Source organism: Ketobacter sp. GenoA1 (assembly GCF_003671475.1).
In the GTDB taxonomy this organism is placed as follows: Bacteria; Pseudomonadota; Gammaproteobacteria; order Pseudomonadales; family Ketobacteraceae; genus Ketobacter.
The window spans coordinates 233775-250168 of sequence record NZ_RCHM01000007.1; the positions used below are offsets into that span (position 1 = coordinate 233775).

Annotated in this window: 14 protein-coding genes; 4 read left to right on the forward strand and 10 right to left on the reverse strand. The window is 56.4% G+C overall.

Going from position 1 to position 16394, the window contains the following annotated elements; genetic code table 11:
• Window positions 1-36 precede the first annotated feature (36 nt).
• Window positions 37-987 (reverse strand): UDP-3-O-acyl-N-acetylglucosamine deacetylase, encoded by a 951-nt coding sequence (gene lpxC, locus D9N13_RS01095; RefSeq protein WP_290584837.1) that lies wholly within the window; start codon window positions 985-987, stop codon window positions 37-39.
• A gap of 146 nt (window positions 988-1133) precedes the next feature.
• Here lpxC and D9N13_RS01100 point away from each other — a divergent pair, with 146 nt between their 5' ends.
• Window positions 1134-2288, forward strand: a complete 1155-nt coding sequence (locus tag D9N13_RS01100) for an AraC family transcriptional regulator (protein WP_290584839.1) — start codon at window positions 1134-1136, stop codon at window positions 2286-2288.
• On the opposite strand, the gene D9N13_RS01105 is transcribed toward D9N13_RS01100, so the two are convergent.
• A complete protein-coding gene (locus D9N13_RS01105; protein ID WP_290584841.1) occupies window positions 2178-2600 on the reverse strand; it encodes an HIT family protein in 423 nt (140 codons plus the stop codon). The two genes, D9N13_RS01100 and D9N13_RS01105, sit on opposite strands and share 111 nt — an antisense overlap.
• A 187-nt stretch (window positions 2601-2787) precedes the next feature.
• Between D9N13_RS01105 and D9N13_RS01110 the strand changes: the two genes are divergently transcribed.
• On the forward strand, window positions 2788-3585 hold the full coding sequence (locus D9N13_RS01110) for an SDR family NAD(P)-dependent oxidoreductase (protein WP_290584843.1): 798 nt from the start codon (window positions 2788-2790) through the stop codon (window positions 3583-3585).
• Between the two features lie 80 nt (window positions 3586-3665).
• Complete coding sequence (locus D9N13_RS01115; protein ID WP_290584845.1) at window positions 3666-4676, forward strand: tyrosine-type recombinase/integrase; 1011 nt, start codon at window positions 3666-3668, stop codon at window positions 4674-4676.
• Here D9N13_RS01115 and D9N13_RS01120 read toward each other — a convergent pair.
• The 7 genes from D9N13_RS01120 to recQ form a co-directional block, all read right to left on the reverse strand.
• Window positions 4658-5677 carry an alpha/beta hydrolase gene (locus D9N13_RS01120; protein WP_290584847.1) on the reverse strand — a complete coding sequence of 340 codons (1020 nt, stop codon included), beginning with the start codon at window positions 5675-5677 and terminating at the stop codon, window positions 4658-4660. The two genes, D9N13_RS01115 and D9N13_RS01120, sit on opposite strands and share 19 nt — an antisense overlap.
• An 86-nt stretch (window positions 5678-5763) precedes the next feature.
• Window positions 5764-6828, reverse strand: a complete 1065-nt coding sequence (fba, locus tag D9N13_RS01125) for a class II fructose-bisphosphate aldolase (protein WP_290584850.1) — start codon at window positions 6826-6828, stop codon at window positions 5764-5766.
• 95 nt (window positions 6829-6923) lie between these two features.
• Complete coding sequence (locus D9N13_RS01130) at window positions 6924-8120, reverse strand: phosphoglycerate kinase (protein ID WP_290584852.1); 1197 nt, start codon at window positions 8118-8120, stop codon at window positions 6924-6926.
• An 18-nt stretch (window positions 8121-8138) separates the two neighbouring features.
• Complete coding sequence (locus D9N13_RS01135) at window positions 8139-8939, reverse strand: hypothetical protein (RefSeq protein WP_290584854.1); 801 nt, start codon at window positions 8937-8939, stop codon at window positions 8139-8141.
• A 42-nt stretch (window positions 8940-8981) separates the two neighbouring features.
• Window positions 8982-10001, reverse strand: a complete 1020-nt coding sequence (gene gap, locus D9N13_RS01140; RefSeq protein ID WP_290584856.1) for a type I glyceraldehyde-3-phosphate dehydrogenase — start codon at window positions 9999-10001, stop codon at window positions 8982-8984.
• Window position 10002: 1 nt separating this feature from the next.
• Complete coding sequence (tkt, locus tag D9N13_RS01145) at window positions 10003-12000, reverse strand: transketolase (protein ID WP_290584859.1); 1998 nt, start codon at window positions 11998-12000, stop codon at window positions 10003-10005.
• A 175-nt stretch (window positions 12001-12175) separates the two neighbouring features.
• Window positions 12176-13978: a DNA helicase RecQ gene (gene recQ / locus D9N13_RS01150; RefSeq protein ID WP_290584964.1), complete on the reverse strand. Its 1803-nt coding sequence runs from the start codon at window positions 13976-13978 to the stop codon at window positions 12176-12178.
• Between the two features lie 369 nt (window positions 13979-14347).
• Here recQ and D9N13_RS01155 point away from each other — a divergent pair, with 369 nt between their 5' ends.
• Entirely contained in the window at window positions 14348-14890 is a 543-nt protein-coding gene (locus D9N13_RS01155; protein ID WP_290584861.1) for a flavodoxin, read from the forward strand.
• A gap of 144 nt (window positions 14891-15034) precedes the next feature.
• On the opposite strand, the gene clpX is transcribed toward D9N13_RS01155, so the two are convergent.
• Window positions 15035-16375: an ATP-dependent Clp protease ATP-binding subunit ClpX gene (clpX, locus tag D9N13_RS01160; protein ID WP_290584864.1), complete on the reverse strand. Its 1341-nt coding sequence runs from the start codon at window positions 16373-16375 to the stop codon at window positions 15035-15037.
• Window positions 16376-16394: the final 19 nt, after the last annotated feature.

Consider the following 16394-nt stretch of genomic DNA (forward strand, 5'->3'; position numbering starts at 1 on the left):
CCGGGGCTAAACACCCGGCTTGAATTTTTCTCCCTTTCAAATCGACTCCAGCATTTCCTCATAGGTCGAATCATCAATCATGCTGCCCCACTGTTCGGTGGCCTCGCGCACTGTGGTCAGCGTCCAAAAGCGGCTGTTGCGCATCAGATTACGCAGCACCTGGTTATTCAGGTGGTGGCCACTGCAGTGTCCCACAAAGCGACCGAAGATGGGCGCACCGGCCAAAGCCAGATCGCCAACAGCATCCAACAGTTTATGGCGCACAAATTCATCCTGGTAGCGCAGCCCATCCTCGTTGACCACATCATCACCGGCCACCAGAATGGCGTTGCGTAATGACCCTCCCCGGGCCAGGCCCAGGGACTGCAGAGTGGCCAGCTGGTCTTCAAAGCCAAAGGTACGGGCAGCCGCAATCTGCGAGCTGAACAGCGCTTCGGTCAGTGGCATTGAGTAGTTCTGCTTGCCGATGATTCTGGATTTGAAATCGATGGTGACATCAAACCAGGGCCGTGGACAGGGCATAAACCCGGCGTATTTATCTCGCTCGTGGGTCCATACCGGATTGGTGATCACCAGGGCTCTGCGCTCTTGCCGCTGCGGTATCAACCCTTCTGCCTGAATCCTTTCCACAAAGGTTTTGGCGCTGCCATCCATGATGGGCACTTCCGGGCCGTCAATCAGAATGCGGGCGTTGTCCACTGCACAGGCCGCCAGCGCAGCCATCAGATGCTCGATGGTACTCACTGATATACCAAAGCCATTGGTTACCGTGGTGGAAAGCCGGGTATCGGTTACGCTATGCCAGCGTGCGGCAATCACCTGTTGCCCCGGCTCCACATCCAGGCGCTCAAAAACATATCCACTATCGGTCTCCGCCGGCAGCAAGGTCATACTGGCCGGCTTGCCGCTGTGCAATCCGCGGCCCACAAAGTGCACCGGGCCCGCCAGAGTGTGCTGATAATAAGGGGTGTGTTGCGTTAGGTTCATAACCCGTTCCTCGTGTTTGATTGACTGAGTTCAGGTTACGAAAATGCCGGTGGGCTTACTGGTCCGCCTGCGCCAAGGTCTTGTCCGTGGTTTGTCATTTCCCGCCAAGTGTTTATCCTTGTCTGAAACACCGGGGAGATACCTTTGTGCCAGCATCCACACTCAGCTCCTGGGCATTGCTCGTCTGGGAAGAACTCAACGCCCGCCAGCTGGATGCCCAGGCGATTTTCCAGGCGGCGGGATTGGCCCCCTCCAAGTTGAGCAACACCGTCGCCCGCTTCCCCCTGGCCAACATGACCCAGTTGTGGGATTTGGCGGCTCAGGCCAGTGGCGACGACGGCTTTGGCATCGCCGCCGGCGGACGCTGGAACCCCACCACCTTTCACGCCCTGGGCTTTGCCTGGCTGGCCAGTAACTCCCTGGGGGAAGCCTTGCACCGTATGGCCCGTTATGGCCGCTTCCTGAACGATGGCCTGGATTACAGCTTGCTCTCGGAGCAGGTACGCTACCGTTTCCGCATCACCATCAGCCGCGACCGGCAGCAGGTGGCGGCCAATGGTCCGTCCTCCGATGCCGGTATCGTGGCACTGCTGAAAATGTGCCGCCAATTGCTGGGGGAGGGTTTCAGCCCCATGGAGATCACCTGCCCCCACGCCCCGAACGGCGCCAGTATTCTATTGGAGCGCATCGCCCGCTGCCCCATCCGCTATGGTCAGGAATACATCGAACTGGTGATTGATCGCCATGATATGGAACGCAAGTTGCCCAGCGGCAACGACGAACTGACCCAGGCCCATGAGCAGATAATTCTCAAACACATGGCAAGCCTGAACCAGGAACAGCTGTCGGCCCGGGTTCAGCTCGCCATCCTGGAGCAGTTGCCGTCGGGGAACATCAAGGAAGCGGATATCGCCGCACACTTGGGATTGAGTGCCCGCACCCTGCAACGCCGCCTGCTGGAGGAAGGGGTCAGCTTTCAGAACCTGTTACAGGCGTCCAGGCAGACTCTGGCGGGGCAGTATATTCGTGATGAACACCTTTCCATCAGCGAAATTGCCTACCTGTTGGGATTCTCTGAACAGGCCAATTTCACCCGCGCCTTCAAGCGCCTGGTACGGGGTATCACCGACGCAATTTCGCGCCGATGCGGCAGTGGCCAGCTAGCCCCCGGCCTTACCTTTACACCCCACTCAATCCAGCGCTGCAATAATGCGGTCTGCGAAGCCCTGCAGCACGGTTTGATCGGCCATCTGTGCCGCATGCTTGCTGGTGCGCAGGGTTTGAATGGAAGTGGGCAGTAAATGGAAATGCAGGTGGGGCACCGTCTGCCCCGCGGATTCACCGCTGAGCTGGAACATCATGATGCCTTCGGTACTGAAGGCTTTTTGCAGGGCATTGCCCACTTTCTTCATGGTAATAAAGCAGGCTTCATAATGGCTGGCGGGCAAATCAAACAGGGTCACTGCCTCCACCTTGGGAATCACCAGGGTGTGGCCATCGGTTTGCGGCATGATGTCCATAAACGCCAGGGTTAAGTCATCTTCATACACTTTAATGCAGGGCAGCTCGCCGCGCAGGATTTTGGCGAATATGTTCTGATTGTCGTAAGCCATGATCAAACCTCGGGTAAAAGATAATTGCAGCGGGTGCTTAGGCTAGCGCGAACCGGAACAGAACTGCAACCTCCACTTGAGCACCACTGCTGGAGTTAAAATCAAACTGAATCTATGGCATAGTGACAGGCTCCCATGATCCAATCCCGACTGTCTCTGATATTGCCTCCTGCGCAAGGAACTGCTTATGAGCAATCAATCTGATCTCCCCAAAACCGTTTTGATCACCGGTGCCTCCGCCGGCATCGGCAAAGAACTGGCCCACGTATTCGCCCGCCATCAATTCGATGTCATTCTGGTGGCCCGCCGCCAGGACAAACTGGAAGCGGTGGCGGCGGACATTAAACAGCGATACGGTCAAATGGCCTATGTGCTGACGGAAAATCTGGCCGATCCCGCTGCCCCCCAGCGCATATTCGACTGGTGCCAGGAACACAAGCTGGCGGTGGATGCCCTGGTGAATAACGCCGGCTACGCCCTGCATTCAGAGTTTCTGGAAGCATCCTGGCAATCCCATCTGGATTTCATGCAGGTACTGAACATCAGTGTGGTCCATCTTTGCCATCTGTTTGCTCCGGCCATGAAAGAACGGGGTTACGGACGCATTATCAACCTGGCCTCGATTGCGGCCTGGTCCCCACAATTGAAAGGCAATCTGTACGGTGCCGCCAAATCCTTTATCGTCGACTTCAGTCAGGCCATCGACCTGGAACTGCAACCCCACGGCGTGCATTGCACTGCCCTCTGCCCGGGGTTTACCTTCAGTGAGTTCCATGACGTAATGGGAACCCGCGGCCAGGTCAGCAAGTTGCCGCGGTTTCTGTGGATGACGGCCGACGAAGTGGCCCAGGAGGGCTTCAACGCGGTTATGGAAGGCAAATCCGTGCACGTCACCGGACGCGTTAATCAGGGCCTGACCCAGGTCATGTCCATGCTGCCGTCATCGGTTAAACATTACCTGTCCAAACAGCAAAAAGTGATGTAATACCCATAATCGCGGTTGACCACCCCCGCATGTTACTGTAATTATATACAGCACTTAACTCATGCTGCGGGATGCACAACATGAACATTCTGGACCAGGTCAGGGATGCCGTTCGCGCGCAACACCACAGTTTGCGCACTGAAGATATTATCTGCTTTTGGGTGCGGCGCTTTATCGTTTTCCATAGCGGCCGCAACCCACAGCATCTGGATCACAGCCATCGTGACCGGTTCCTGCAATATCTCCAACAGAAGGAGCAGATCAGCCCGGAGCAATACGCGCAGGCACGGCAAGCCATGACCTTTCTGTTCAGTCAGGTGCTGGGCACGCCAGCGGCAACGGCAGCGGAGCCCAGGGCACAGAATCTGTTTCCTTCCGGTCACCCTGCGGTACTCAGTCCGCGGCAGATTACCTGCCTCTTTGATCAGCTCCAGGGCAGCGACTGGCTGCTGGCGGGATTACTGTACGGGTGCGGATTGCGCCTGACGGAGTGCGTTAATTTGCGCATCAAGGACGTTGACCTGAACCGGGGTAGCCTCACAATTGAGAACAGCTTTCTGACCAAAGATCGTCATCTGTCGCTGGATACCCAACTGATTCCCCATTTGCGCATTTACATGGCCCATCGACGCAATCAGCACCTGCACGATTTGAATTACGGCGGCGGCCTGGTACCACTGCCGGTGGATCACGCCCATCAGCGGCTCACCATACAGCGCCATTGGCATTGGCAGTTTTTATTTCCCGCACCTGAGGAAACCCTGGATGCAAAGTCCGGCCATCGCTACCGTGATCATATTAGCGAGCAGGCCGTGGAGCGCAGCCTGGACCAGGCCGCCCGCCAGGCGGGCATTCCCATACCGGTTACCGGCCAGGTTCTGCGGCACTCCTTTGCCAGCCATCTCGTGGCAGCCGGGTACGATCTTGCCCTGATACAGGCCGAACTGGGGCATCGGGTGAAAGATGATGCAGCGGATAAAGTGGCAAGCCCCTTCAGTGGCGCCGTAAACGCCAAAACCCTGTCCTTCCAGCGGGGGTCTGAGCCGGATCAGATACAGGAGACACGGGCCGTCTATCGGATTGCCAGCTGAGCCTGGGTAGAGAAAGTATCCAGATACTTGATGGTACGGGCAAAGACATCGCGGCGGTACAGTTCCAGCTCATTCACCACATGGTGGCGCACGTTAGGCATGTACACCACATCGCTACCGGGAAAAAGACGCTGAAAATGTGGAATGTTGTTTTCCCAATCCACCGTTTGATCGCTTTTCCCCTGAATAATGAGCAGCGGAAAGTCCACCGGCGTATGGCGCTCGGCGAAGGGAATCCATTGTTTCAAGGCACCAACCCATTTAGAGGACAAATAACGGGGCTGCAACGGATCTTTCTCCCGAATGAAGGCGGCAAACTCGGGATCATTTGAGTTATCGGAAAACTTGCGCGCCACAAAATCCCGAAACGGGCTGATGAGGGTGTGCAGGCGTTTATTGACTGCCCAGTGTACGGGCCGGATCAGGGGCGCATAAAACACCACACCGGAAAACGGAATGCGCTCTTCCAGGCCACTGTATTGCAGCAGACATTCAGTGACCACCGCACCACCGGTACTCTGTGCCACCGCATGCCAGGGCTGCGGCACATGGCCGCGAACCAATTGCTGCACCCGTTTGAATACCGGCCCATACTGACGGAAGGATGAAATCGCCGCCCTGGAGCCGGAAGACAGGCCATGACCAGGCAGATCAAACGCAATAACCGCATAGCGGCTTCTGAGCAACGCCTTGATCAGATGATTGTAGATGCCCACATGATCGTAGTATCCATGGACCACGAACACGCAACCACGGGGAGACTTGGGCACAAACCCCTGCAACACCACATCGAATCCGGCGACGTGGGTTTTACCCATATAGACTTTCAGATCATGGAAACGGCTTTCAAAATTGAGCCCGTAGAAACGCCGATAGGCCTGCACCGGTTCAGCAATGGGCAGACGGGTTGCCAAGGAAAACTCTGGCAATTGCTGGCGTAATTCAACAGGAATAAACTTCAAGGCACGCTCCGTACCGGATGCTGCGGCAATAACTCTCATTATAGGGTCTAACAAAAAGGGGAGCCAGTCGTGCTCCCCTTTATATTGTGTAGCTGCGCAATATTGTGTACCTGCGCAGGCAGTGCTTACTTCACTTCCTGTTCCAGTTCACCTTTTTCGTAACGCTGGAACATGCTTTCCAGTGAAACCGGTTTGATCTTGCTGGCGTTACCGGCCGTTCCAAACGCTTCGTAACGGGCAATACAGATATCCCGCATGGCACTGACGGTTTCCTTCAGGTATTTGCGTGGATCAAACTCGGATTGATTGTGCGCCATAAAACGGCGAATTGCGCCGGTGGAGGCCAGGCGCAGGTCCGTATCGATGTTCACTTTACGCACACCGAACTTGATGGCTTCGACGATTTCTTCCACCGGCACGCCATAGGTTTCACCAATGTCGCCACCGTATTCGTTAATCACCTGTAACCAGTCCTGGGGCACCGAGGAAGATCCATGCATGACCAGGTGTGTATTCGGTAAGCGGGCGTTGATTTCCTTAATGCGCTCAATGGCCAGGATATCCCCCGTGGGTGGGCGGGTGAATTTGTAGGCACCATGGGATGTGCCAATGGCAATAGCCAATGCATCCACACCGGTATCTTTTACAAATTGGGCAGCTTCTTCCGGATCGGTCAACAGTTGGGAATGATCCAGCACACCTTCAGCACCGACGCCGTCTTCTTCACCGGCCATGCCGGTCTCCAGGGAGCCCAGACAACCGATTTCCCCTTCCACGGAAACACCACAGGCATGGGCCATGTCCACCACTGTTTTGGTGACGCGGGCGTTATACTCGTAATCAGTGGGGGTTTTACCGTCTTCACCCAGGGAGCCGTCCATCATCACCGAGCTGAAGCCCAGTTGAATAGAGCGCTGGCAGATGGCGGGGCTGGTGCCGTGATCCTGATGCATCACCACGGGAATATGGGGAAACTCTTCCACCGCCGCCAGAATCAGGTGACGCAGAAACGGGGCACCGGCGTATTTGCGGGCGCCGGCGGAGGCTTGCACAATCACCGGGCTATCGGTTTTATCCGCCGCTTCCATGATGGCGCGCATTTGTTCCAGATTGTTTACGTTGAATGCGGGAACGCCGTAACCCTGCTCGGCGGCGTGATCCAGCAATTGTCGCATACTGATGAGAGCCATGGTTCTGTGCCTCGTTTTGGTTCGTGAATGTCGGATTATGATGTGCACATCGCGTGTCACGGGGTGACGTGCTGAAGGCAATGTGCCAAATTCTGTTACTTGCCACGCTCCTGCAACATGGCCACAGCAGGCAGCACCTTCCCTTCAACGTACTCCAGGAAGGCACCACCACCGGTGGAGATATAGGATACTTTATCGGCTACACCGTATTTGTCCACCGCTGCCAGTGTATCCCCGCCTCCGGCAATGGAAAAAGCCGCACTCTCTGCAATGGCATTGGCCAGCACTTTCGTACCCTCGCCAAACTGATCCACTTCGAACACGCCCACCGGCCCGTTCCAGAGTACGGTTTTCGCAGCCAGAATAATCTCTGCGAAATTCTTTGCAGTGTCCGGGCCAACATCCAGGATCATGTCATTATCGCCCACTTGCGCCACCGGTTTGATGACGGCTTCCGCATGGGTGACAAAATCCATGAAATCCTCAATTGGGCCGGTCACTTCCGCCACCACCACGTCGGTGGGCAACGGTACTTCCACCTTGGCGGCAATGGCCTTTGCGGTATCGATCAAATTATGTTCACACAGGGATTTACCCACGTTGAAGCCCGCTGCCGCCAGAAACGTATTGGCAATCCCGCCCCCGACAATGAGCTGATCACACTGTTCAGACAGGGCAGTCAGCACATCCAGCTTGGTGGACACCTTGGAGCCGGCCACGATCGCCAGCATGGGGCGGGCCGGGCTGGCCAGTGCCTTTTGCAGGGCATCCAGCTCATCCCCCAGCAAAATGCCGGCACAGGCAACGGGCGCGAATTTACCCACACCGTGGGTCGACGCCTGGGCCCGGTGGGCGGTGCCGAAAGCGTCCATCACGAACACATCGCACAGTGCGGCATAGGCTTTGGCCAGTGCCTCATCGTCTTTCTTTTCACCCGGGTTGAAGCGAACGTTCTCCAGCAGCACCAGCTTGCCGGCATCAACGCTGACACCGTTTTGCCAATCCGCAGCAACCGGCACGTCAAAACCCAGCAGTTCTGACAAGCGCCTGGCCACCGGCGCCATGGTATAGGCCGCGTTGTCTTCCGCGCTGCCGCCTTCTACAGGCCGCCCTAAATGGGACATCAATATGACCGACGCACCTTGTTTCAACGCCAGCTCCACAGAGGGTAACGAAGCCCGGATGCGCACATCGCTGGTGACTTCACCATTTTTCACGGGAACATTGAGATCCGCACGAATCAGCACGCGCTTGCCAGACAGATCGAGATCGGTCATTTTGATTACGGTCATCGTAAGCCTCCGGTGTAATTAATCGTTTGCAAACCAAACAGGGTCAAAATAGATACTGCCATCGACAGGCACCAACGTATTGTCGACGTCATTCTCAAATTCCACATCCAGCAAAAAGTCCGTGGTGGATGATTGCGTCACAATAAGAGTGCCGGTGGGGTTAAACAGGGTTACGTCCAGCACCGAATTCAAATAGCCATCCAGACTTTGGGTTGCCGATGGGAATTCATACTGCCCCGGGCTGACGGCACCCGACAGCACAATGTTGAGGCCCACACTGACAGCGCTGGCATTATCAACCGCTTTTACCTTAATCAGGGTGGAGCCCTGCAACACGGTTTCGACGCACACCTGATCCCAATTGGACACCGCCGTCGGCTCATCAAAATCCAGTTCGGCGATACGGTACTCCGTTTCGTCGCTGACCTTGGTCAGAACCACATCGGTCTTGGCGCCACCAAAATCCAGGGTGGATTGCAGAGTGGCGTCATTCACAACCTGCAGGCTGGGAATTCCCGCCGATAAAAAAGTAACAGTATTGTTGTCGACGGTGGCCACCGCCGAGGTGCCCTCGATACAATCCGTAAACCGCAACTGATCGCCTTCTTGCTCTACCACAATGGTCTGACGCCGTAATTTAAACGTTTGACCATTGGCCGTGTAGTAGTTGTCATTGGTTCGAATCCAGGTACCTTCAAAAGCCGACAGACCACCATCGCCGTTGCGTTCGAAATCCTCAGTGGAATCAGAGCCGCCACCACCGCCGCAGCCCGCCAACGCCATCAACCCCATCCCCATTACGCACATTTTGTACTTCATAAAACTCCCCATCACTGCTCATTAAATACCAAAGGCAGAACACTATTGCTGCAGTGCTTCCACCAGATCCAGAAGTCGGTGGGCATACCCGGTTTCATTGTCGTACCAGGCGACAATCTTGATCATGCCGTCGGTGACAATGGTTTGGGTTTCGTCGTAAATGGCCGATTCGGTGCGATGTAGAAAATCCACACTCACCAGCGGCTCGTGGCAATACCCCAGTATGCCTTTCAAATTGCTTTCACTGGCCTGCTCCATGGCCCTGTGAATCGGCTGCACATCCGTAAGCGGTGTGTTCAGCATCAGAGTCAGATCCACCGCCGCCACATTCAGCGTGGGAACGCGCATGGAATAACCGGAAATCTTGCCCTCCAGCCGCGGCAGCACTTTTTGTACCGCTCCGATGCTGCTGCTGGTGGTGGGAATCAGGTTTTGTGCCCCGGCCCGGGCCCGGCGCAGGTCCCGGTGCACATGATCCAGCAGCACCTGGTCACTGGTGTAGGAATGGATTTCGGTCATGAAGGCCTGCTTCACGCCAAATGTCTCATCCATAACCTTGAGCAACGGTGCAATGCAATGGGTGGTGCAGGAGGCGTTGGAAATCACTTTGTGCGCAGCAGACAATTGCGAATGATTCACACCGTAGACGATGGTGGCATCCACCTCGTCAAAGGCCACGGCACCAATGATCACACGCCGGGCACCGGCCAGCAGGTGGCGACTGGCATCTTCCCGGGCCCGGTAGACACCGGTGCACTCCAGCACCACATCAATATCCAGTTCTGCCCAGGGGCAGTGGGCCGGATCCTCAATCTGCAACAGCACAATGGAATCACCATTCACCTGCAACACATTATCCCGGGTCAGGTTGACCGGGGTATGAAACCGGCCATGGGTGGTATCGTAGCGGGTCAGATGCAACAGGGATTCCGCCGACCCCAGATCGTTGATGGCCACCAACTGCACCTGGCGATTACAGCCCTGCTGCAGGTTCTCGTAGAGTGCCCGCAGCATATTGCGTCCGATACGGCCGTAGCCGTTGATGGCAACCCGGATCGGCATATCAGCCTATGACGGACTCAACGGTGCTGACGACATTCTCCACGGTGAAGCCAAAGTGTTGGAACAGGTCACCGGCCGGAGCCGATTCACCGAAGGATTCCATGCCCACCACTGCGCCATCCAGGCCTACGAACTTGTACCAGTAATCTTTCATGCCCGCCTCCACGGCCACCCGCGCCCGCACTGCAGCCGGCAACACAGATTCCCGATAGGCGGCATCCTGTTGCAGGAACACGTCAACGCAGGGCATGGACACTACAGACACCTGCTTGCCTTTCCCGGCCAGTACCTCCGCTGCCGCCATGGCCAGCTCCACTTCCGAGCCGGTGGCAATGAGGATGGCATCCGGTGTGGCGTCGGTGGCCCGCAGTACATAGCCACCCCGGGCCGCGTTGGCCAGCTGCTGGTCACTGCGTTTCATGGGCGCCAGACCCTGACGGGAAAACACCAGCGCGCTGGGGCCATCCCGCCGCTCAATGGCGGCTTTCCACGCCACGGCCGATTCCGCTGCATCACAGGGGCGCCACAGGGACATATTGGGGGTGGTGCGCAAATTGGTGAGCTGTTCAATGGGCTGGTGAGTAGGGCCGTCTTCGCCCAGGCCAATGGAGTCGTGGGTGTAGACCTGAATGTTCTGCTGTTTCATCAGCGCCGCCATGCGCATGGCATTGCGGGCGTATTCCATAAAGATCAGGAAAGTGGCGCCATAGGTGATAAAGCCACCGTGCAAGGCAATGCCGTTGATGGCCGCGGTCATGCCGAACTCGCGCACACCCCAGTAGAGGTAGTTGCCGCCGGCTTCGCCGGCACTGATGCCCTTGGAATCCTTGAAAATGGTGAGGTTGGAACCGGCCAGATCGGCGGACCCACCCAGCAGCTCGGGCAACATGTGGCCGAACGCATTGAGGCAATGCTGGGACGCTTTACGGGTGGCGATTTTCTCTCCGGCTTTCTGGATCTGCTGGATATAATCCATGGCCTTGGCATCCCAATCGGCCGGCAGCTCTCCTTTCATGCGGCGCTGAAACTCCGCCGCCAGCTCGGGATATTCGCTGCGATAGTTGTCGAACAGGCGCTGCCAGTCGGCTTCCGCTTTGGCGCCCTTTTCCCTGGCGTCCCAACCGGCGTAGATTTCATCGGGCACGTCGAAAGGCCCGTGACTCCAGCCCAACTGTTCCCGGGTCAGGGCAATCTCGTCATCACCCAATGGTGCGCCATGACATTCCTCCTTGCCCTGCTTGTTGGGAGCGCCGAATCCAATCACCGTTTTACAGCAGATCAGGGTGGGCCGGTCATCGTTGGCCCTGGCCATTTCCACGGCGGCAATCAGCTCTTCGGTGCTGTGACCATTCACATTGGGGATCACATGCCAGCCATAGGATTCAAAGCGTTTGGGGGTATCGTCGGTGAACCAGCCTTCCACTTCGCCGTCAATGGATATGCCGTTATCGTCATAGAATGCAATCAGTTTACCCAGCCCCAAGGTACCCGCCAGTGAGCAAACCTCGTGGGAAATACCTTCCATCATGCAGCCATCGCCCATAAATACGTAGGTATTGTGATCAACCACATTGTACTGGCCGCGATTGAACTGGGCCGCCAGCACCTTCTCGGCAATGGCCATGCCCACCGCGTTGGCGATGCCCTGGCCCAGGGGGCCGGTGGTGGTTTCTATACCCGGGGTATAACCGTATTCCGGATGACCCGGCGTTTTGGAATGCAGCTGCCGGAAGTTCTTCAGGTCATCGATGGAAACGTCATAGCCACTCAGGTGCAGCAAGGAATAAATGAGCATGGAACCATGGCCGTTGGACAGCACAAAACGGTCACGATCCACCCAATCTGGATTGACGGGATTGTGCTTCAGATAATCACACCACAGTACCTGTGCAATGTCTGCCATACCCATGGGGGCACCTGGGTGTCCGGATTTGGCTTTCTGAACGGCGTCCATGGAAAGTGCGCGAATGGCGTTGGCAAGTTCACTGCGGGTGGGCATTGGCCATGCTCCTAATAATATAAGTTTACGGTACCGATTTGGGGGCGCTATTGTCGCTTAAAGCTGGGCGGGCGGCAAATGGGATGGGTGAGTTTTTGGTAAACATAAACCTCCCATGCACAAGGTTGGTGCGGCGCAGCCCGAGGAGCCGGTCCCGGCCTCAATGCGTGGTGACTCAAGCGGGGTACTCATGGTTTCGAATCACCTCCAGAAAGGCATCGCCAAAGCGTTCCAGTTTGGAATCACCCACTCCGGATATCTTCAACAGAGTGCCCTCGCTCAGCGGACGTTGCTGCACCATTTCCCGCAACGTGGCGTCATGGAACACCACGTAGGGCGGCACGCCGAATTCCTCCGCCAGGCGTTTGCGACAAGCCCGCAACGCGTTCCACAAGGGGACATCCTGCTCATCGATTTCCACACTGCGGGAGCGGGGGGTCAGGGAGCCGGCTTTGGGGATCACCTTGCGCAGCTGTATGGATTCTTCCCCCCGCAGAATCGGCCGGCAGCGATCCGTCAAACGCAGGGCGCCATAGGCGTCCGGATCCACCTGCAGGTAGGCTCGCGCCACCAGTTGCCGCACCACCGCCCGCCACTCATTGACACTGAGATCGCGGCCAATGCCATAGGTGGACAACTGATCATGCTTGAACTGCATGACCTTCTCGTTGGTGCTGCCGCGCAGCACATCCACCACATGATTGGCGCCAAAGCGTTGCCCGGTTCGGTAGACGCAGGACAGCAGTTTGCGCGCGGCCTCAGAGCCATCCCAGGTCACCGGCGGCTGCAGACAGCAATCACAGTTGCCACAGGGCTGCTCCAGGGTTTCACCAAAGTAGCGCAACAGGGTCTGGCGTCGGCAACTGGTGATTTCACACAGGCCCAGCATGGCATCCAGCCGCTGCCGTTCCAGGCGCTTGAATTGCTCGTTACCTTCAGAGGAGGCGGCCATCTGGCCCAGCTTCACCACATCTTCCAGGCCATACAGCAGCAGGGCCGTTGCGGGTTCACCATCGCGGCCGGCGCGGCCGGTTTCCTGGTAATAGGCCTCCACGCTTTTGGGTAAATCCAGATGGGCCACAAAGCGCACATCCGGTTTATCGATTCCCATGCCAAAGGCGATGGTGGCCACCATAATGATGCCGTCCTCCCGCAGGAAGCGTTGCTGATGATGCTGGCGCAGCTCCGCCGGCAGCCCGGCGTGGTAGGGCAAGGCGTTAAAACCCTCGCTGCACAACCACTCGGCGGTTTTTTCCACCTTATTGCGGGACAGACAATAAATGACGCCGGCCTGCCCGGCCTGCTCATCACGCAGGAACTGCAACAACTGCTGGCGCGGCTTATCTTTCAACTGAATACGATACTGGATGTTGGGGCGATCAAATCCCCCCAGAAAATGGGCCGCCTGCTGCAGATTCAGCCGCTGGGCAATCTCCACCCGGGTACGCTCATCGGCAGTGGCGGTAAGCGCCACCCTGGGAACATGGGGAAACTGCTCATGCAACAGGCTCAACTGCAGATAATCGGCACGAAAATCATGGCCCCATTGAGACACACAATGGGCCTCATCGATGGCAAACAGAGAGACCTCGGCCCGCTGCAGCAAGCCCAGGCAGCGGGGTTGGATCAGGCGTTCCGGTGCGACATACAACAGTTCCAGCTCGCCGCTGAGCAATTGCCGCTCCACCTCATTGGCCTGATCCATGGACAACGAGGAATTGAGAAACCCGGCCTTGACCCCGGCGGCCTTCAGGGCATCCACCTGATCCTGCATCAAGGCAATCAGCGGGGAAATCACCACGCCACACCCCTGCCGGACCAAGGCCGGTATCTGATAACAGAGGGATTTACCTCCACCGGTTGGCATGATAACCAGGGCATCGCCGCCGGCAACTAGGGTGTCAATGATTTGCTGCTGTTGGCCGCGAAACGCGTCGTAGCCAAAAACATGTTGCAGAATGTGGTGGGCAGAGGTCATGGCGCGGAGTATAGCACCGGCGCCGGTTGCGCTGAACTCCCATTCGGGCAATCGCGGCGGATACCATTTTGTCGGCTTAGCAACACAACACTTTGCACCCCGGATTGGCTTCTTGAATTTTTGTCGCAACCACGACAAAGCACCGGAAAACCCGATTCTTCTGTTGTCGGGTTTTCAACACAGCTGCTGTTCACTTCCTACAACGAACAGAAATCTTTCTATTTTTCAATACGTTATATTAAGCCTCCGCTGATTGCCGGCTGGCACATCCCCTGCAATTACCCATCAGGGGGGCTCTCCCACCACGGCGCCCGCAACGGCCTAACCGGCCCGGCGCTCCCAGTTTCAGTCAGCATTAGGAGTCGGATTATGGCCCAGGTCGGAATTTTCTTTGGCACCAACACCGGTAAAACCCGCAAGGTTGCCAAAATGATCAAGAAAAAGTTTGATGATGAAGTGATGGCAAAACCAGTCAACGTGAATCGTACCAATGTGGACGAGTTCCTGAGTTACGATTACCTCATACTGGGCACCCCCACCCTTGGCGAGGGGGAACTGCCCGGCCTGTCGTCGGATTGCGATGATGAAAGCTGGGAGGAATTTTTACCCAAGCTGGAAGACGCCGATTTATCCGGCAAAACCGTTGCCATCTATGGCCTGGGTGACCAGGTTGGCTATGCGGACGAGTTTGTTGACGCCATGATCGAGGTTTACGAGTTCATGAAAGAACGGGGTGCCAATGTTGTGGGTGCCTGGCCCACTGAAGGCTACGAATTCAATCACTCCGAGGCGATTGTGGATGACAAGTTTGTTGGCCTGGCCCTGGATCTGGACAATCAGACGCCACAAACCGAGGCCCGCCTGGATGCCTGGCTGAACCTTATTGCCCCGGACTTCAAGCTGCCCCTGTAGTAGGTTGGGCTTTGTAGGCTGAGTAGAGGGCTGCGCCAAACGAACGAACTCAAAAGCCCAAACAATAAACGCAATAAAAAAGGGAGAGCCTAGCGCTCTCCCATTTTTAAACCACGCTTTTTAAACCACCCTCGCGTTTTAACATCAAACAGCGGGCACCGCTTCCTTGGTTATTCCCTGGTTCGGTGCCGGTTCCGAGATCACCTCCTTCACCACCAGTTTCTGTGCCTCTGGATCCACGCCGCCATCGGGAGCACCTTCCACTGTCTCCTCCACGGTAATCTCGCATTTTTCCAAGCCCTGCTTGGAGGGCAGTTCAAACATGGTGGTGCGCAATAACGATTCCAGCATGGCCCGCAAACCGCGTGCACCGGTGCCCCGCTTGACGGCCTGTCCGGCAATGTAATCCAGGGACGATTCTGTGAATTCCAGATCCACACCCTGGAACGAAAACAGCTGCCGATACTGTTTGGTTAACGCATTACGGGGTTCCTGCAAAATGCGTTTCAGGCTGGCCACATCCAGTTCATGCAGAAACGTGATAATGGGAAAGCGACCGATGAATTCAGGAATCAAACCAAACTGCTGCAAATCATCCGGTTGCAAACCCGCCAACAGTTCGTCATTGGACAGTTCATCATCCTGTTTTATGGGCGCGCTGAAACCGATACCGGTATTGGGTGGGCGCAGCCGCTTGCCGATCACTTCAGTCAATCCCGGGAAGGCACCGCCCACAATGAACAAAATGTTCTGTGTATTGAGGATGACTTCTTCACTGCCGCCATCACGGCGGCCGGATTTGGGCAAGTGGACTTCGGTTCCCTCCACCATTTTCAACAACGCCTGCTGTACGCCTTCACCGGAGATATCCCGTACTGCGCCACCGCCGCTGCCCCGTTTGGCCAGCTTGTCGATTTCATCGATGTAGACAATGCCCCACTGGGCTTGCTGCACATCGCCCTGGGCTGCCTCCAATAGCCGTTTCAACAGGCTTTCCACATCGTCGCCCACGTAGCCGGCCTGGGTCAAAGACGTGGCATCACCCACCACAAAGGGCACACCGATAATCCGTGCCAGGGTTTTCACCAACAGGGTTTTACCTGTACCCGAGGGCCCGGCCATCAACACATTGGATTTTTCCAGCTCCACTTGTTCTGCATCCAGCTGGGAAAGGGTGGCGCCGGCCCCCTGGTTCATTAACCGCAGATAATGATTGTACACGGCCACGGACAGGGTTTTCTTGGCTTCATCCTGACCGATGATGTATTCATCCAGGTAATCCTTGATGGCTGCCGGGGTTTTCAGCTCCGGTTCGATGGTGACAGCTTTTCTGCCCCAGCTGCTCACCACCTGAAACGCCAGCTTGACGCACTGCTCACAAATATGACCGTCATTACCGGCAATGAGCGGCACCTCCGCACTTTTTTCAACACCACAAAAAGAACAGGTCGGAACCACCGATGTAATGGATGCGTTTTCTGCCATGACTGCTTCTCCAATTCCT